This is a genomic window from Azospirillum mesophilum, assembly GCF_053470405.2.
Window position 1 is genome coordinate 58,977 of sequence record NZ_JBPXMQ020000006.1, and the last position, 15,768, is coordinate 74,744.

General features: G+C 69.0%; 15 protein-coding genes. 3 read left to right on the forward strand and 12 right to left on the reverse strand.

Going from position 1 to position 15,768, the window contains the following annotated elements; translation table 11 throughout:
• Positions 1 to 31: 31 nt before the first annotated feature.
• Genes hpnE through hpnC form a run of 3 tightly spaced genes read right to left on the reverse strand, consistent with a single transcriptional unit; the run spans position 32 to position 3,157 of the window.
• Positions 32 to 1,387, reverse strand: a complete 1,356-nt coding sequence (gene hpnE, locus ACSVC7_RS08710) for a hydroxysqualene dehydroxylase HpnE (RefSeq protein WP_448206528.1) — start codon at positions 1,385 to 1,387, stop codon at positions 32 to 34.
• Complete coding sequence (gene hpnD / locus ACSVC7_RS08715; protein WP_448206529.1) at positions 1,336 to 2,241, reverse strand: presqualene diphosphate synthase HpnD; 906 nt, start codon at positions 2,239 to 2,241, stop codon at positions 1,336 to 1,338. Before hpnD ends, hpnE begins: the two co-directional genes overlap by 52 nt.
• A 43-nt stretch (positions 2,242 to 2,284) precedes the next feature.
• Positions 2,285 to 3,157 carry a squalene synthase HpnC gene (gene hpnC, locus ACSVC7_RS08720; protein WP_448206530.1) on the reverse strand — a complete coding sequence of 291 codons (873 nt, stop codon included), beginning with the start codon at positions 3,155 to 3,157 and terminating at the stop codon, positions 2,285 to 2,287.
• 122 nt (positions 3,158 to 3,279) lie between these two features.
• On the opposite strand from hpnC, the gene ACSVC7_RS08725 reads away from it, so the two are divergent.
• A complete protein-coding gene (locus ACSVC7_RS08725) occupies positions 3,280 to 4,134 on the forward strand; it encodes a phytoene/squalene synthase family protein (protein WP_448206531.1) in 855 nt (284 codons plus the stop codon).
• 22 nt (positions 4,135 to 4,156) lie between these two features.
• Here ACSVC7_RS08725 and ACSVC7_RS08730 read toward each other — a convergent pair whose 3' ends face one another.
• The 5 genes from ACSVC7_RS08730 to uvrA form a co-directional block, all read right to left on the reverse strand.
• Positions 4,157 to 6,151 carry a methyl-accepting chemotaxis protein gene (locus ACSVC7_RS08730; RefSeq protein ID WP_448206532.1) on the reverse strand — a complete coding sequence of 665 codons (1,995 nt, stop codon included), beginning with the start codon at positions 6,149 to 6,151 and terminating at the stop codon, positions 4,157 to 4,159.
• A gap of 202 nt (positions 6,152 to 6,353) precedes the next feature.
• Positions 6,354 to 7,718 (reverse strand): methylenetetrahydrofolate--tRNA-(uracil(54)-C(5))-methyltransferase (FADH(2)-oxidizing) TrmFO, encoded by a 1,365-nt coding sequence (gene trmFO / locus ACSVC7_RS08735; RefSeq protein ID WP_448206533.1) that lies wholly within the window; start codon positions 7,716 to 7,718, stop codon positions 6,354 to 6,356.
• Positions 7,719 to 7,755: 37 nt separating this feature from the next.
• On the reverse strand, positions 7,756 to 7,983 hold the full coding sequence (locus ACSVC7_RS08740) for a nucleotidyltransferase domain-containing protein (protein ID WP_448206534.1): 228 nt from the start codon (positions 7,981 to 7,983) through the stop codon (positions 7,756 to 7,758).
• Between the two features lie 91 nt (positions 7,984 to 8,074).
• On the reverse strand, positions 8,075 to 8,275 hold the full coding sequence (locus ACSVC7_RS08745; RefSeq protein WP_448206535.1) for a hypothetical protein: 201 nt from the start codon (positions 8,273 to 8,275) through the stop codon (positions 8,075 to 8,077).
• A gap of 101 nt (positions 8,276 to 8,376) precedes the next feature.
• Positions 8,377 to 11,229 carry an excinuclease ABC subunit UvrA gene (gene uvrA / locus ACSVC7_RS08750; protein WP_448206536.1) on the reverse strand — a complete coding sequence of 951 codons (2,853 nt, stop codon included), beginning with the start codon at positions 11,227 to 11,229 and terminating at the stop codon, positions 8,377 to 8,379.
• Between the two features lie 451 nt (positions 11,230 to 11,680).
• On the opposite strand from uvrA, the gene ACSVC7_RS08755 reads away from it, so the two are divergent.
• On the forward strand, positions 11,681 to 12,181 hold the full coding sequence (locus ACSVC7_RS08755) for a single-stranded DNA-binding protein (RefSeq protein ID WP_448206537.1): 501 nt from the start codon (positions 11,681 to 11,683) through the stop codon (positions 12,179 to 12,181).
• Positions 12,182 to 12,285: 104 nt separating this feature from the next.
• On the opposite strand, the gene ACSVC7_RS08760 is transcribed toward ACSVC7_RS08755, so the two are convergent.
• The 4 genes from ACSVC7_RS08760 to ACSVC7_RS08775 form a co-directional block, all read right to left on the reverse strand.
• Positions 12,286 to 12,768: a hypothetical protein gene (locus ACSVC7_RS08760; protein ID WP_448206538.1), complete on the reverse strand. Its 483-nt coding sequence runs from the start codon at positions 12,766 to 12,768 to the stop codon at positions 12,286 to 12,288.
• Between the two features lie 119 nt (positions 12,769 to 12,887).
• Positions 12,888 to 13,514 carry a calcium-binding protein gene (locus tag ACSVC7_RS08765; RefSeq protein WP_448206539.1) on the reverse strand — a complete coding sequence of 209 codons (627 nt, stop codon included), beginning with the start codon at positions 13,512 to 13,514 and terminating at the stop codon, positions 12,888 to 12,890.
• A gap of 294 nt (positions 13,515 to 13,808) precedes the next feature.
• Positions 13,809 to 13,997 (reverse strand): hypothetical protein, encoded by a 189-nt coding sequence (locus tag ACSVC7_RS08770; protein ID WP_448206540.1) that lies wholly within the window; start codon positions 13,995 to 13,997, stop codon positions 13,809 to 13,811.
• 64 nt (positions 13,998 to 14,061) lie between these two features.
• Entirely contained in the window at positions 14,062 to 14,214 is a 153-nt protein-coding gene (locus tag ACSVC7_RS08775; protein ID WP_448206541.1) for an entericidin A/B family lipoprotein, read from the reverse strand.
• Positions 14,215 to 14,402: 188 nt separating this feature from the next.
• Here ACSVC7_RS08775 and ACSVC7_RS08780 point away from each other — a divergent pair, with 188 nt between their 5' ends.
• On the forward strand, positions 14,403 to 15,758 hold the full coding sequence (locus ACSVC7_RS08780) for an MATE family efflux transporter (protein WP_448206542.1): 1,356 nt from the start codon (positions 14,403 to 14,405) through the stop codon (positions 15,756 to 15,758).
• Positions 15,759 to 15,768 lie beyond the last annotated feature (10 nt).

The following is a 15,768-nucleotide window of genomic DNA, read 5'->3' on the forward strand; positions in this document are numbered from 1 at the left end:
CGAGCCTTGGCGGCGCGGCGCCTCCGTTGGCTCAAATAGGCCCGCGACGCGGCAAAGTGAAGGCCGGAAAAAGGCCGAGGCGCGAAAAGGTGGTAACCCCTGGGCGCAGAAGCGCCCGCGCCGCCCGCTCGCCGGACCGCGCCGCGCCTTCCAGCGTGGCCGGAAGGCCGGTGTCCGTCCAGTCGCCGGCCAGCGCAAGGTTGGCCAGCCCGGCCACGCGTGGGCCTGGACGCTTGGCGACCTGCTCCGGCGCTTGGTCGGGGGTGGCGCGGCGTTCCTTGACGACTCGGCAGGGCGCCGCCGGGCCGTCCACGCCCAGCGCGCGGGCCACGTCGCCCCACAGGCGCGCGGTGATCGCGTCGGTGGGCTCGTCGGCCAGGGCGTCGGCGTCGCTGACCGTCACGGAAGCGACGTCCCCGCGCAGGAACAGCCACTCCGCCGTGCCCCCGACAAGGCCGAGAAAGGGCAGGCCGCCGGGCAGGGCCGGGGGCTGCGCCAGCCGGAAATGGGCGTTCACGATGGCGCGCCCGGCGGCGGGGACCGGAAGGTCGGGCAGAAGGCGTCCCGCGATCCAGGCCGGCGCGGCGAGCACGACCGAATCGCCGGCCCCCAACACCAGCCGTGTGCCAGAGACCGACAGGGCCGTGACGCGTCCGTCGTCGCGCTCCAGCCCGTCCACCCGCGCGCCGAACCGAAACTCCGCCCCGTTCCGCTCCAGCCACGCCACGGCGGGGTCAATCAGCGCCGCGGACAGGCCTCGGTCTGCGAACAGCGGGCGGCAGGCGGCCTCGCCGCGCAAAAGCGTCTCCTTTAGGACCGCGCCGAACAGCCGGGCGGAGGAGCGGTCGGGCGCGCCGTTCATCACCGACACGGCCAGCGGCTGCCACAGCCGGTCCTGCAAGGGGCCATCGGGGGGCAGGGCTTGTGCGATGGTCGCGTCCGGCCCGGCGGCGAGCGTCCGCAGCGCCGACAGATAATCCGCTGGACGGCTGCCCGGCACCCGCCGCGCCCTGTCGAACAGCCAGAGCCCGCCGGGCCGCAGTGTCCAGCGTTCCCCGGTGCGGAGATCCAGGAACGGGAAGGCCGCGGGGCGCAACTCCCTCAGCCCGTCGCGAGCGCCGATTCGGTCCAGGTAGCCCAGCAGGGCGCGGTTGCCGCTCAGCGCCAGATGGCTGCCGTTGTCCACCGTGCGGCCGAGCGTCGAATCGAAGAAGGACCGGCTGCGCCCGCCGGCCTGCGGCGCGCTCTCATGCACGATCACCCGCCGACCGGCGGCGGTCAGGCGGACGGCGGCGGACAGGCCGGCGAGACCGGCGCCGATGAGGTGAACGGTGGTCACGAGGCGGGCGGATAGCCGAGCGCGCAGCGCATCGCCACCAGTGCGCATTCGCGCTTGCCGACGCGCACCCGCCGCGTCGGGTCGCCCCAGCCCCGCGCGCGCAGCCGCACGAGCAGGCGGTGGTAGAGCACCATCATGGCGACCGCCGCCCACAGCGACCCACGCTGCCCGCTGGCCCGGCCGTTGCCAATCGCCCGGCGGGCCTCGGCAAAGCGCTCCTCGGCCAGATCGGCCAGCGCCTCGCAAGCCTTGGGCAGGTTCGGGTGGGCCAGCACCGCGTCGGGGTCGGAGGCGTCGATGCCGGCCTCATCCAGCAGCTCCCGCGGCAGGTAGAGCCGGCCGAGCTGCGCGTCCTCGGCAAGGTCGCGCAGGATGTTGGTCAGCTGCAACGCCTCGCCCAAGGCCAGGGCGAAGGCCTCCGTGCCGGTGTCGGCGCGGTCGAAGACGCGAATCGCCAGCATGCCGACGGCCCCGGCCACCCGCCGGCAGTAGAGCCGCAGCGTGGGCAGGGCCGGTGCGCGAAGTCCGGCGCCGGTGTCGCCGGGAATGTCCATCGCCATGCCGTCGATCAGCGCTTCCAGCTCTCCGCGCGGCAGGCCGTAGCGCTCGATGGCGCCCTTCAGCGCAGCGGCCAGCGAACTGGTGGGCGCGCCGCCGCCATACAGGCTGCGGATCTCCCGCCGCCAGACGTCCAGCGCCTCCCGCTTGGCGGCGGGCTCCCCCGGCTCGTCGGCAATGTCGTCGATGCGGCGGCAGAAGGCGTAGATGGCGAACATCGCCGCGCGTTTGGACCGGGGCAGCAGCAGCATCGGCCAGTAGAAGGTGCTGCCGGAACGCTCGGCCACCACCGCCGGGGTCTCGGCGGCGTCGCTTTGCGTCGAATCCAGCAGCGGCTGCGGCATGCTATGGTCCCGTCCGGTTGTCCTTGGTCCTGGTCACCCGATCCTAAGCCGTGCCGATGGCCCGCGCCAGCCCGCGCGCGGCGGCGAACAGCTTGTGGTGCGTGCCCAGCGCCACCCGCTTCTTCAGCGGGTCTCGCGCGCGCAGCCGGTTCGCCAGCGATTCCGCGAGGCTGAGGATCACCGATGCCTCCAGCCGCAGGCCGCGGTGCTGGATCAGGCTGGGCAGCGGGGCGGCCCGCTCCAGCAGCCGGTCGGTGTGCTCCAGCGTGCGGTCGAAGATGGCGCGCAGCTTGGCGTCGCTCTCCGACTCCACCAGCCGCTCGACGCTGATGCCGCCCTCGTCGAACCAGGCCAGCGGGATGTAACAGCGGCCGAGCTGCGCCCAGTCCTCGCGGCAGTCCTGAAGGTGGTTCAGCACCTGCAACGCGGAGCAGAGCGCGTCCGACGCCGGTCCGGCCGCCACGCCCTCGCCATGCAAGTCGAGCAGGTAGCGCCCGACCGGGTTTGCGGAGAAGCGGCAGTAGAGCAGCAGGTCGCTCCAGGTGTGGCAGCGCGCCCCGACCGCGTCGCGCCGGAAGGCCCGCAGCACCTGCCGGGCGTGGCGGTCGCTGACCCCCGTGGACTGGAGGCTGGCGCGCAGGTCCAGCGCCGGCTTCAGGTAGGCGTGCTTCGCCTGCCCGGTGGTGAGCGTCCGTTCCAGCGCCTCCAGGTAGGCGAGCTTGGTCTCCGGCTCCAGATCCGGGTCGTCGGCGATGTCGTCGCCCAGCCGGACGAAATTGTAGAACGCCATCACGTGAGGGCGCAGGTGTTTTGGTAACAGGCGGGATGCCACGGGAAAGTTCTCGGACCCGGCGTCCTTGCGGGCGATCGGGCTGGGTCGGCGGGGCTTGGTGGGGGCGATGTTGAAATCGGCCATGTTCCGTGCCTGCTGCGCGTCTGGGCTGGCGTGTGAAGCCTGTCTGCCTAATATAAGGCGCGGGCGGGCTTTGCCCTGTCCCTCTAACCGTGCCACCCCCATTTTTCCCAAACAGGCATCACATGGCGAAGGCGACCCCCGACCTGTCCTATAGCGGACAGGAGGTGAGGAAATATGACAACGACCGTTTTCTGACCAGCCTCTTCGCGCCAGCCGAACGGCGCGAGGCGCTGTTCGCGCTCTACGCCTTCAACCTGGAGATCGCCAAGACCCGCGAGGTGGTGACCGAACCGGTTCTGGGCCAGATGCGCCTGCAATTCTGGCGCGACGGCATCGAGAAGGTTTACGAGGGCGGGCCGGTGCCCAAGCACGGCGTGATGGAGCCGCTGGCCGCCGCCGCCAGGGAGCATGGGCTGACCCGCGCCCTGTTCGAGCGCCTGATCGACGCCCGCGAGGCCGACCTGGAGGACAGCCCGCCGGCCAGCCTGGAGTGTCTGGTGAACTACGCCGAGGTGACCGGCGCGCCGCTCGTCCAGCTCGCGCTGGAAGCGCTGGGCGTGCGGGACGAGGCGCCGGGGAAGGCCGCGCGGCATGTGGGCATCGCCTACGCGCTGACCGGCATCCTGCGTGCCGTGCCCTTCCACGCCCGCCAGCACCGCGTGATGCTGCCCGCCGACCGGACGGAGGCGCACGGCCTGAACACCGGCGCCCTGTTCGAGCTGCGCTCCCCACTCGAGCTGCGCCCGGTGGTGGCGGAGGTGGCGCAGGTCGCCCGCGACCACCTGTCCCAGGCCCGTGCCCTGCGTCGGGAGGTGCCGCGCGCCGCCCTGCCAGCCCTGCTGCCGGCGGTGCTGGCCGACACCTACCTGGACGTGATCGCGCGGGAAGGGAACGACCCCTTCGCCGCGCGCGTGCTGATGCCGAATCCCTTCCGTCAGGCCAAGCTGGCCTGGGCGGCCGTGCGGGGACGGTATTGAGCCGTCCGCACAGCCGGCGCGGTCAGGCGGCGCGAATCATCGCGACGAAGCGTTCCACCTCCTGACGGAGCTGGTCGGCCTCGCGGGACAGGTCGCCGGCCGCGGCCAGGGCCTGTTCCGCCGCCGACCCGGTGTTCCTGGCCGCTTCGGTCACGCCACCGATGTTGACGGAGACGGCGTCCGTCCCGGAGGACGCCTGCTGGACGTTGCGGCTGATCTCCCGCGTGGCCGCACCCTGTTCCTCCGCCGCCGCGGCGATGGCGGTGATGGTCTCGTCGATGCCGACGATGCGGCGGCCGACGGTCTGGATCACGGTCACCACCGTGCCGCTGACCGCCTGCATTTCGGCAATCTGGGCGGAGATTTCCTCTGTGGCCCTGGCGGTCTGGTTGGCGAGGTTCTTGACCTCGCTGGCGACGACGGCGAAGCCCTTGCCAGCTTCGCCGGCGCGCGCCGCTTCGATGGTGGCGTTCAGCGCCAGAAGGTTGGTCTGGCCGGCGATGCCCTGGATCAGGTTGACGACGTCGCCGATTTTCTGCGCGGCGGCCGCCAGTCCTTCCAGGGTGCTGTTGGTCCGTTCCACCTCGCCCACGGCCTCCGACGCCATCTGCGAGGAGCGGCTGATCCGCTCGTTGATATCGCGGATGGAGCCGGACAGTTCCTCCGCCGCGGCGGCCACCGTCTGGACGTTGTGGCTGGCTTCCGTGGCGGCGGCGGCCACGGCCGCGGCCTGATGGTCGGTCTGCGTGGCGATGGCGGAAAGGCTCTGCGCCGTGGTGCGCATGTGGCTGGACTGATCCGAGACGTTGCGCACCACGCCGCCGACGGTCGCCTCGAAACGGTCCGCCATGTCCGCAAGCTCGCGCTTGCGGCGTTCGGTAGCGTTCCGTTCCTCGCGGCGGCGCTCCTCCTCCAGTGCGGCCATCCGGACGGTGTTTTCCTGGAACAGCTTCAGCGCCTTGTTGATGGCGCCGATCTCGTCGGCGCGATCGGTGTCGGTAATGGTCGCGTTGCGGTTGCCGGCGACCACAGCGTCAAGTGTGGCGATGGTGCGGCGAAGCGGCGTGCCGATGATGAGCCGGCTGGCGATCAGCAGGGCGGCGACAAGAGCCGCCAGCAGGGCGAGGCCCCCGGCGATGGTGGCGTTGCGCAGGCTGGTGACCGGGGCGTTCACCTTGTCGAGCGGCAGGTTGACCAGAATCGACCAGGGCGTGTCCGTTCCGGTGACGGTCACCGGGAGGAACAGCTGCTTCACCTCAAGACCGCTGGCGGTGACCGAGAAATGCTCGAAGGGGCGCCCCTCCCGGATGGCGGTCTTCGCCGCTTCCAGGCGCGGGTTGGTCTGCTCGATGGGTTTGCCCATGTGGTCGGCGTTGGCGTAGCCGGCCCAGAGACCACCGTTGGAGACCAGGTAAACCGCGCCGGTGTCGAAGGGCTTCACCGGCTTCAGCATCTCCCAGATGCCGTCGGTCGTCAGGTCGATGCCGGCCACGCCGATGACCCGGTCGTTCTCGATGATCGGAACGGACATCGACACCATCAGCACGCTTTTGCCGCCCACCACGTAGGCGTACGGCTCGACCACTATGGAATGCCGGGTGCGCTTGGGAACCTGATAATAGGCGCCGTCCGGACCCGGATCGTCGTAGCCGGTGATCGCGTCCAGCGCGACCCCGCCTCCCGCGCGGTTCCAGTAGGGCAGGAAGCGGCCGCTCTTGTCGGTGCCCGGCGTGTCGGCGAATTGTGCGTCGCGCCCGTCCAGCGCGTTGGGCTCAAGACCGACCCAGACGCCGAAGAACTCCGGGTGCGACTCAAGGATGCTCTTCAGCCATGCGGTGAGTTGAGCCCGGTCGGCCCGCCCGGACGCCTTCAGGCTGACCAGCGACGACGCGATGAAGCGGCTGGCGCTCATCGCGTCGTTCAACTGCGCCTGGGCCTTTTCCGCGTAGCGGTAACCGATCTGTTCGCCCCCCTTGAAGGCGAGGTTCTCGATGTCCGCGCCACTTTTGGCGGTCAAGGCAAAGACACCCGCCGCCAACGCGACGACGGTCACCAGGACGATGACGACAAGTTGTTTGACTACAAGTGATTTTGACTGGAACATCGTAGGCCCACCCGAATACCCGCTACCGTTGGGGCCGATGGTTCCACAGTTCCGGTTAAGAGATGCTGTACGGATGTATTTCGGATTTATGCCCCATCCGCATGGGTGTTGGCCGTCACGCGAGGGTGTCGGCCGTCTCCCTTAGCCAAACCTCCAGATCCTCCGTGGCCCGGCGGGTGTAGGCGAGCTTGCGGTCGCGGCCGCGGATGCGGTCGTCCACCGGGGGAAACAGGCCGAAGTTCACGTTCATGGGCTGGTAGGTCTCGGCGTTCGCCCCGCCGGTGATGTGGCCGAGGATGGCGCCCAGCGCCGTGGTCGGCGGCGGGTTGGACAGGGATCGCCCCAGCCGTTCTGCGGCGGCGAAGCGGCCGGCCATCAGGCCTACGGCGGCGCTTTCCACATAACCCTCGCAGCCCGTGACCTGCCCGGCGAAGCGGATGCGCGGCTGCGACTTCAGGCGCAGGTGCGCGTCGAGCAGGCGCGGGCTGTTCAGGAAGGTGTTGCGGTGCATGCCGCCCAGCCGCGCGAACTCCGCCTTTTCCAGGCCGGGGATCATGCGGAAGATGCGGGTCTGCTCGGCGTGGCGCAGCTTGGTCTGGAAGCCCACGAGGTTGTAGAGCGTGCCCAGGGCGTTGTCCTGGCGCAGCTGCACCACCGCGTAGGGGCGGCGTTCCGGCTTGTGCGGGTTGGTCAGGCCGACCGGCTTCATGGGGCCGTAGCGCAGCGTGTCCACGCCGCGCTGGGCCATCACCTCGATGGGCAGGCAGCCTTCGAAATAGGGGGTGGTCTTCTCCCACTCCTTGAAGTCGAGCTTCTCGGCGGTCAACAGGGCGTCGATGAAGGCCCGGTACTCGTCCTTCTCGAAGGCGCAGTTGATGTAGTCCTTGCCGGTGCCGCCCGGGCCGGGCTTGTCGTAGCGCGACTGGAACCACGCCTTGGACAGGTCGATGCTCTCCAGATAGACGATGGGGGCGATGGCGTCGAAGAAGGCCAGAGACTCCTCCCCCGTGAAGGAGCGGATCGCCTCCGCCAGCGGCGGGGAGGTGAGGGGGCCGGTCGCGATGATGACGCTGTCCCACTCCTCCGGCGGCAGGCCGGCGACCTCCTCGCGCTGCACGGTGATGAGCGGATGGCCGCTGATCGCCTCGGTCACCGCGCCGGCGAAGCCGTCGCGGTCCATGGCGAGCGCGCCGCCCGCCGGAACCTTGTGTGCGTCGGCGCAGCGCAGGATCAGCGACCCGCAGCGCCGCATCTCCTCGTGCAGCAGCCCGACCGCGTTGTACTCCGCATCGTCCGACCGGAAGGAATTGGAGCAGACCAGCTCCGCGAACTGGTCGGTGCTGTGCGCCTCCGTCGCGCGGACGGGGCGCATCTCGTGCAGCACCACGGGCACGCCGCGCGAGGCGAGCTGCCAAGCGGCCTCGGACCCGGCGAGACCGCCGCCGATGACATGGACGGGGCGGGGAGAGGAGTCGGTCATGGGACGTGTATCCAAAACAGAAAAGTGCGTGTGCGGGTCAGGAAACGGCGACGGCGCCCTCTTCGAGGCCTTCCTCGATGTCCGTCCGCAATCCGGTGGGCAGTGGCCGAAACGGATCGATCGCGACGTCGATGTCGCTCCAACGCTGCATGTCGCCGCGCGCGCAGGAGCCGAACAGGTACACGCGCGCGGGGTGGCCGGCAAGCCGGCCGAGCACGATGCGTCTCACAGTATCGAGCGCGCGCCGTCGAACATCGTTCATCATGGCGCACCATAACATGGGCGGCTTGCGCCGCAAACGAAACGGCCGGCTCCGCGGAGGCGGGTGCCGGCCGTTTCCAGGCGTGCGCGACGGCTTACTTTGTGCGCGTCGTCGTTGTGCGCTCGGTGGTGGTGCCGGCGGCCGGCGGCGGGGTGGTGAGCGTGGAGCCGTAGCTGGGCGAGGTCGTCGTGGTCGTCGTCGTGGTGCTGCGGGTCGTGTCGTCCGAACCGCAGGCGCTGACGAGCAAAGCCGCGCCGAACGCCAGCGCCACACCGGACAGCAAGCTCTTGGTCATGGTCCTTCTCCCTCCTGATTGGCGAAGTGTGGAGAAGGAACGCGCGCCCGGCGCGTTTGTTTCCGGTCGATAAGGAAGGGCCGGGAAACCCCGGCCCGCCTTTACGCTCTCTTTCGCGCCTTCGGCTTCGCTTTCAGGTAGGGCGCCAGATACTGCCCGGTGTAGCTCCGGGCGACCTTCACCACGTCTTCCGGCGTGCCTTCGGCGACGATCTCGCCACCGCCGGTGCCGCCTTCGGGGCCGAGGTCGATGATCCAGTCGGCGGTCTTGATGACCTCCAGATTGTGTTCGATCACCAGCACCGTGTTGCCCTGGTCGACCAGCGCGTGGAGCACCTCCATCAGCTTTTCCACGTCGGCGAAGTGCAGGCCGGTGGTCGGCTCGTCGAGGATGTAGAGGGTGCGGCCGGTAGCGCGGCGGCTCAGTTCCTTGGACAGCTTCACGCGCTGCGCCTCGCCGCCGGACAGCGTGGTGGCGGGCTGGCCGATGTGGATGTAGCCGAGGCCCACCCGCTCCAGCGTTTCCAGCTTGTCGCGGATGCCGGGCACGGCCTTGAAGAACTCCTTGCCCTCTTCGACCGTCATGTCGAGCACGTCCGCGATGGTCTTGTCGCGGTAGGTGACCTCCAGCGTCTCGCGGTTGTAGCGCTTGCCGTGGCAAACGTCGCAGGTGACGTAGACGTCGGGCAGGAAGTGCATCTCGATCTTGATGACGCCGTCACCCTGGCAGGCCTCGCACCGCCCGCCCTTCACGTTGAAGGAGAAGCGGCCGGGACCGTAGCCGCGCGCCTTCGCCTCCGGCAGGCCGGCGAACCAGTCGCGGATCGGGGTGAAGGCCCCGGTGTAGGTCGCGGGGTTCGAACGCGGGGTGCGGCCGATGGGGGACTGGTCGATGTCGATGACCTTGTCCAGATGCTCCAGCCCCAGCAGCGCGTCGTGCTCCGCCGGATGCTCGCGGGCACCCATCAGCTTGCGCGCCACGGCCTTGTAGAGCGTCTCGATGATCAGCGTGGACTTGCCGCCGCCCGACACGCCGGTGACGCAGGTGAAGGTGCCCAGCGGGATGCGCGCCGACACGTCCTTCAGGTTGTTGGCGCGGGCGCCCTTCACCTCCAGGAACTGGCCCTTGTGGCCGGGGCGGCGCTGGTCCGGCACCGGCACGAAGCGGGTGCCGTTCAGGAACTGGGCGGTGACGCTGTTGGGGTTCTTCCGCACCTCCTCCGGCTTGCCCTGGGCGATCACGGTGCCGCCGTGCTGGCCCGCACCCGGCCCCATGTCCACCAGATAGTCGGCGGTGCGGATGGCGTCCTCGTCATGCTCCACCACGATCACGGTGTTGCCGAGGTCGCGCAGGCGCTTCAGCGTCGCGAGCAGCCGGTCGTTGTCGCGCTGGTGCAGGCCGATGGACGGCTCGTCCAGCACGTAGAGCACGCCGGTCAGCCCCGACCCGATCTGCGAGGCGAGGCGGATGCGCTGGCTCTCGCCGCCGGACAGGGAGCCGGACCCGCGGCTGAGCGTCAGATACTCCAGCCCCACCGCGTTGAGAAAGCCCAGCCGCTCGTTGATTTCCTTCAGGATGCGGTAGGCGATCTCCTTGTCCTTCGGGCGCAGATGCTCGTTCAGGGTGCTGAACCAGGTCGCCGCGTCGGCGATGGACATTTCGGACGCCTGGGAGATGTGCAGGCCGTTCACCTTCACGGCCAGCGCCTCCGGCTTCAGGCGGGCGCCCTTGCAGGTCTCGCAGGGCTGGGAGGACTGGTACTTCGACAGCTCCTCCCGCATGAAGGCGCTTTCCGTCTCGCGGTAGCGGCGCTCCAGGTTGTTGACGATGCCCTCGAAAGCCTTGTGCGTCTCATAGCTGCGCAGGCCGTCGTCGTAGGTCATCGTGATCGATGCGCCGTCGGAGCCGTAGAGGATGGTCTGCTTGACCGCCTCCGGCAGGTCCTCCCAGGGCGTGTCCATGCTGACGTTGAAGTGCTTGGCGATGCTCTCCAGCGTCTGGACGTAATATTGCGAGGTGGAGCCGGCCCAGGGGGCGATGGCACCCTTCTTCAGCGACAGCCGCTCGTCCGGCACGACCAGCATGGGGTCGAAATAGATCTTGCTGCCCAGCCCGTCGCAGGCCGGGCAGGCGCCGAAGGGGTTGTTGAAGGAGAACAGGCGCGGCTCGATCTCCGGGATCGTGAAGCCGCTGACCGGGCAGGCGAACTTCTGGGAGAAGACGGTCTGCTCGTGGCTGTCGGCGTTCTCGACGAAGACGATGCCGTCGGCCAGCCCGAGCGCCGTCTCCAGCGAATCGGCAAGCCGGTTGCCCAGCCCGTCGCGCACGACGATGCGGTCCACCACCACGTCGATGTCGTGCTTCAGCTTCTTGTTGAGCGCCGGGACCTCATCGATCTCGTGCATGGTCCCGTCCACGCGCACGCGCTGGAAGCCGCGCTTGCGGAGGTCCTGGATTTCCTTCTTGTACTCGCCCTTGCGGCCGCGAATCAGCGGCGCCAGGAGAAGCAGGCGCGTGCCCTCCGGCATGGCTAGGATGCGGTCCACCATCTGGCTGACCGTCTGGCTTTCGATGGGCAGGCCGGTGGCGGGCGAGTAGGGGATGCCGACCCGCGCCCAGAGCAGGCGCATGTAGTCGTAGATCTCCGTCACCGTGCCGACGGTGGAGCGCGGGTTCTTGGAGGTCGTCTTCTGCTCGATGGAGATGGCCGGCGACAGCCCCTCGATCGAATCGACGTCCGGCTTCTGCATCAGTTCCAGGAACTGGCGCGCGTAGGCCGACAGGCTTTCCACGTAGCGGCGCTGTCCCTCGGCGTAGATCGTGTCGAAGGCGAGCGAGGATTTGCCCGATCCCGACAGGCCGGTGATGACGATCAGCTCGTCGCGCGGCAGATCGACGTCGACGTTCTTGAGATTGTGTTCCCGCGCGCCGCGGACGCTGATGTGCTTGTTCATGGAGTGTTCTTAGCCGAAACTCATAGGGAAGGGAAGCGGTTCGGAGTACGGACACATATGAGGCCGGTCAGATATGTGGAGGATGCGACAGAATTGCCACCTCCGCGCCGCGCACCTCACCCGATTCGGTTGGGCAAGGGGATGATTCGGCCGGAAAAGCCGGGTGACGGCGAAGGAATCGGTTTCTTCGAGGCGCGCAGTCTGCTATAAATGTTCATGGAGTGTTCTCTTTCGTGCCGGTCGGGCGAGTGGGCCGGTGCGGAGGGGAAACAGCGCTCCACGGCGGTTGACCCGCGCCCCCGGCGCATGCTCTACGGAGCGTGAGCGGGGCGGGGGGACACACACGAAACCGACCCTGCGAACAGGAACCGTCGGCATCTGGACGCTCCTCCGCCGGGCGCCCGAACGGGTCGGACAGGATGCCGGGCACTCGCGCTAGGAGACACGTGCGATGAATGTATGGACGTTTACGGGGCGCCTGGGCGCGGATGGCGAGCTGCGCTCGACGCAGAGCGGCGAGAAGGTCCTTGGCTTCCGCGTCGCCAACGACGTTGGCTTCGGCGAGCGCAAGACCACCCAGTGGGTCGATTGCTCCATCTGGGGCCGCCGCGCGGAAGCACTGGCTCCGCACCTGACCAAGGGCAAGCAGGTCGTCGTCTCCGGCGAGGTGACGATCCGCGAGTATGAGAAGCGCGACGGCACCCGTGGCGCCGGCCTCTCCGTGCGTGTCGCCGAGATCGACTTCACCGGCGGCAGCCGTGAGGAAGGCGGCGGTGGTGGCGGCTACGGCGGCGGTGGCGGCGGGGGCTACGAGTCGCGCGGTGGCGGCGGTGGCGGCTACTCCGGTGGGGGTAGCGGCGGCGGCGGTTATGGCGGCGGCGGGGGTGGTGGCCGCAGCGGCGGTGGCGCTCCGCCCCGGCACGACGACCTCGACGACGAGATCCCGTTCTGACGCCTCCGCGTCGGACGATCCCGAATCGACAGCGCCGCGAGCATCCCTCGCGGCGCTGTTCGTTTGTGCGGTAATGGGGCTGTGCGGCCAATGGGCTTGTGCGGTCAGCGGGGAGCCGGGGCTGTGGCCCGGTACCAGTTGGTGGCGTCCGTCGCTCCGGGAAGTGGGGCGAGCCCCGCCGGGATGGCGCCGGACCGGTCGGGCAGGGCGGCGAACTGTTCCGGCGTCATGCCGACCAGGACCAGCGCCTGCCGTTCCCCCGAATAGCGCACGTTTCCGGTGTCCACCGCGACGCGGCGTTTCAGCGGGTACATGGGGGCGCCGCTCGCCACCAGCAGCTGGACCGGCTCGCGGTTCGGGGTGAGGACGACGTCCTCCACCGTGCCCAGGATGCGGTCGGGCTCGATGGTTTCCACGGACAGGCCGACGAGTTCCAGCGGGGAGATGGACGCCATCGGCCGCGGCGGGTCGCCGGCCTCCGCGCAAGCGCCGAGCGCCAGGATCGCGCCGGCCGCCAGCAGGCGCGCCGCCGGCCGTCCTGTCGGCGGCACTCTCTTCGACGATGAACCCGTCCAGGGGGTGTGCATGGTTTGCCTCCTCCATCGCGTTGATGAAGCGATAACGCGGCTGGAGGCCGAACGGGTGCGGAAAAGGGGCCGGCCGCGCCGCCGACCCCCGGAATCACCTGGGATTTCACCCGATAGGGTCAGACGAACACGTAGTCTCGGCCGGCCTGGAGGCCGGTGCTGTCCACGGTCAGGCTCGACCCGTCCTGGAAGGAGAAGGTCGTGCCGGTCTGGCTGGACGATACGGTCATGCCCCCGGCCGTGTAGCCCTGGAACTGGATCCGGTCGATGCCCCGTTCGAAATACTGGATGCTGTCATGGCCGAACCCCCCCGGCGCGGCCTGCATGCGGAAGACGTCGGCCAAGCCGTCGAAATAGCTGACCATGTGGTCGTTCCCGGTGCCGGGCAGGAACAGGTCGGTTCCGCCGTCGCGCAGCGTGTCCACCAGCCAGTCGTCCCCGGACCCGCCAACCAGCGTGTCGTCGCCTCGCCCGCCCTTCACCGTGTCGGCGTCCGCGCCGCCGTCCACATAGTCGTTGCCCTCGCCGCCGAAGATCTGGTCGTTCCCCGCGCGCCCGTACATGCGGTCGTTGCCCGGATCGCCGGTGTAGGGATCGCCGAGCCAGTCGTTTCCGGCGCCGCCGTCGAGCAGATCGTTGCCGAGGCCGCCCGCGAGCGAATCATTGCCGCCCCCGCCATAGATGGAGTCGGCGTCGCTGGTCCCGGTGAACCGGTCGGCGGTGTCTTTCCCCCAGAAACTGGCCATGGTTCCTCTCCATTTGTGGTTAACGAATTGTTAACATCGAGGTGGAGAGGATGAAAGGTAAAAAAACGATTGATTCGAATCATCTGAAATTTGCCACGCGCTGCGCGATGCTTGTTGTCGCTTCGTTTTGGTCTTGTTTCCAGATTCGAATCTTCGAAAGCCGGAGTGGCATCGCGCTTCTTCATTGAGTGAATGTTTCCGGCGCAACACCCCCGCAGACGCGAAACGGCCGGCGCCCTTGTGGAGCGCCGGCCGTCGTTGGGGAGGCTCAACCGTTCTTCCGGTTGCCGATTCTCAAGCCTGAGTCGGGGTCGGCTCGCCCGGCACCGGTTCGCCGGCAGGCGGGGGCATTTCCGGCGGCACGTCCGGGTTGGACGGCACGGGGTAGGGCTGCGGCGTGTTCGGCTGGTAGGGTTCGGGCGTGCTGGGCGTGGACGGGCTGGGAATCTCGCCGGGGCCGCCCGGCGTCATCGGATCGCTCATGAAACAAGCCTTTGGTTGTGGAAGCCGGCGCGCTTGGTGGTCAGTCCGCTCTTGGATCCGCGCGCTACTGGACGGTGCGTTCAATGGCGCGGCCGCCGGCCTTCAGATCCTGCCCCGCTCCCTCGACCGTGTTGCAGCCGGCAAGCAGCGCAGCGAAGGTCAGAATGAAGCTGGCGAGCGCGATTTGGCGCACGGGGAACTGCATCGTGCGGCTCATGATCCCGAACTCCTCAGTGAATGCGTCTGGCTTTTCAACGCCGTGCGTGGCGGGTTGGTTCCGGACGGGCGCGTCCATTTTGCAACAGGGCGGAAGGCGAATGGGCTACCACTTGACGTGGTACGCCGCGCGGTCAAGATGGCCGGCTTCGCCCCGACCAATCCCCCACACCCACCACCTGACCCATCATGACCGAAACCGCGCTGCCGTCCCCCAGTTCCGCCGACCGCCTGCGCGCCCATGCGGGCGAACTGCTGCGTTTGGCGACGCCCGTGATCGTCTCTCGGGCCGGGCTGATCGTGATGATGGCGGTGGACACGGCCATCGTCGGCCGTTTCAGCGCGCAGGAGCTTGCCTATTACGGCCTTGCCCACCTTCCGGGAAACATCATGGTGGCGACCGGAGTCGGCCTGCTGATGGGGGTGGTCGCCATGACTGCCCACGCGCTGGGCGCCGGGGACGATAAGGAGTGCGGGCGCGTCTGGCGCCGCTCGATTCCCTACGCGCTGTTGCTGGGCGTCCTGTTCGGGCTGGCCTCTCTGGCCGGGGCGCCCTTCTTCCGCCTGACCGGCCAGTCGCCGGAACTGGCCGTCGGTGGCGGGGCGGTGCTGGCCGTGCTGGGGCTGGGTGCGCCGGGCATGATGCTGTACATCGCCACCGGCTTTTTCCTGGAAGGGCTGAAGCGCCCCCTGCCGGGCATGGTCGCGATGATCGCCGGCAATCTGGCCAACGCGCTGCTGGCCTGGGCGCTGGTCTGGGGGCATCTGGGCTTCCCGGCCATGGGCGCGGTCGGGTCCGCCTGGGCGACGACGACGGTGCGCTGGGGCATGGGGTTGGGGCTGTTCGCTTACGCCTGGCGCATGGGCGACCACGCGCGCTGGGGCTTGCGGGACCGGGTGGGGCATTGGTGGCGCGACAGCCACGCCCAGCGCCATCTCGGCTACGCCGCCGGTCTCAGCCAGGCGGTGGAGAGCGGGGCCTTCGGGACGCTGGGCCTGTTCGCCGGCATGATCTCGCCGCTGGCGCTCGGCGCCTACACGGTGGGCCTGAACCTGACGGCGCTGCCCTTCATGGCGGCGGTGGGGCTGGCCTCGGCGACGGCGGTGCGCGTCGGCGTTGCCTACGGCCGGCGCGACCGGCTGGATATGGCGCTGGCCGGCTGGACCGGGCTGGCGGTCACCAGCCTGATTCTGACCGGCGTGGGCGTGCTGTACCGCTGGGCGCCCGAAATGCTCGCCGGCATCTACACCTCCGACCCGGATCTGCTGGGGCGCGTGGCGCCGCTGATCGCCTTCACGGCCTGGGTGCTGGTCGCCGACGGCGGGCAGACGGTCATGGCCAGCGCGTTGCGTGGGCGGAACGACGCCTGGATTCCCACGGCCCTGCACTTCGTTTCCTACGCGGTGGTGATGATTCCGGTCTCCGCGCTGCTCGCGTTCGGACTGGAACGGGGCGAGCGTGGTCTTTTTGAGGGAATTCTCATCGCCAGTGTGGTATCCGTCACCGTGCTCGCATCGCGCTTCGCGCTCCTGTGCCGTCGCTGAATTGGGAAAA

What these genes read in the sequence shown, in the direction of transcription:
- hpnE (WP_448206528.1), bottom strand. Translation starts at nt 1,387, where the DNA reads ATGCGCACTGGTGGCGATGCGCTGCGCGCTCGGCTATCCGCCCGCCTC.
- hpnD (WP_448206529.1), bottom strand. Translation starts at nt 2,241, where the DNA reads ATGCCGCAGCCGCTGCTGGATTCGACGCAAAGCGACGCCGCCGAGACC.
- hpnC (WP_448206530.1), bottom strand. Translation starts at nt 3,157, where the DNA reads ATGGCCGATTTCAACATCGCCCCCACCAAGCCCCGCCGACCCAGCCCG.
- ACSVC7_RS08725 (WP_448206531.1), top strand. Translation starts at nt 3,280, where the DNA reads ATGGCGAAGGCGACCCCCGACCTGTCCTATAGCGGACAGGAGGTGAGG.
- trmFO (WP_448206533.1), bottom strand. Translation starts at nt 7,718, where the DNA reads ATGACCGACTCCTCTCCCCGCCCCGTCCATGTCATCGGCGGCGGTCTC.
- ACSVC7_RS08740 (WP_448206534.1), bottom strand. Translation starts at nt 7,983, where the DNA reads ATGATGAACGATGTTCGACGGCGCGCGCTCGATACTGTGAGACGCATC.
- ACSVC7_RS08745 (WP_448206535.1), bottom strand. Translation starts at nt 8,275, where the DNA reads ATGACCAAGAGCTTGCTGTCCGGTGTGGCGCTGGCGTTCGGCGCGGCT.
- uvrA (WP_448206536.1), bottom strand. Translation starts at nt 11,229, where the DNA reads ATGAACAAGCACATCAGCGTCCGCGGCGCGCGGGAACACAATCTCAAG.
- ACSVC7_RS08755 (WP_448206537.1), top strand. Translation starts at nt 11,681, where the DNA reads ATGAATGTATGGACGTTTACGGGGCGCCTGGGCGCGGATGGCGAGCTG.
- ACSVC7_RS08760 (WP_448206538.1), bottom strand. Translation starts at nt 12,768, where the DNA reads ATGCACACCCCCTGGACGGGTTCATCGTCGAAGAGAGTGCCGCCGACA.
- ACSVC7_RS08765 (WP_448206539.1), bottom strand. Translation starts at nt 13,514, where the DNA reads ATGGCCAGTTTCTGGGGGAAAGACACCGCCGACCGGTTCACCGGGACC.
- ACSVC7_RS08770 (WP_448206540.1), bottom strand. Translation starts at nt 13,997, where the DNA reads ATGAGCGATCCGATGACGCCGGGCGGCCCCGGCGAGATTCCCAGCCCG.
- ACSVC7_RS08775 (WP_448206541.1), bottom strand. Translation starts at nt 14,214, where the DNA reads ATGAGCCGCACGATGCAGTTCCCCGTGCGCCAAATCGCGCTCGCCAGC.
- ACSVC7_RS08780 (WP_448206542.1), top strand. Translation starts at nt 14,403, where the DNA reads ATGACCGAAACCGCGCTGCCGTCCCCCAGTTCCGCCGACCGCCTGCGC.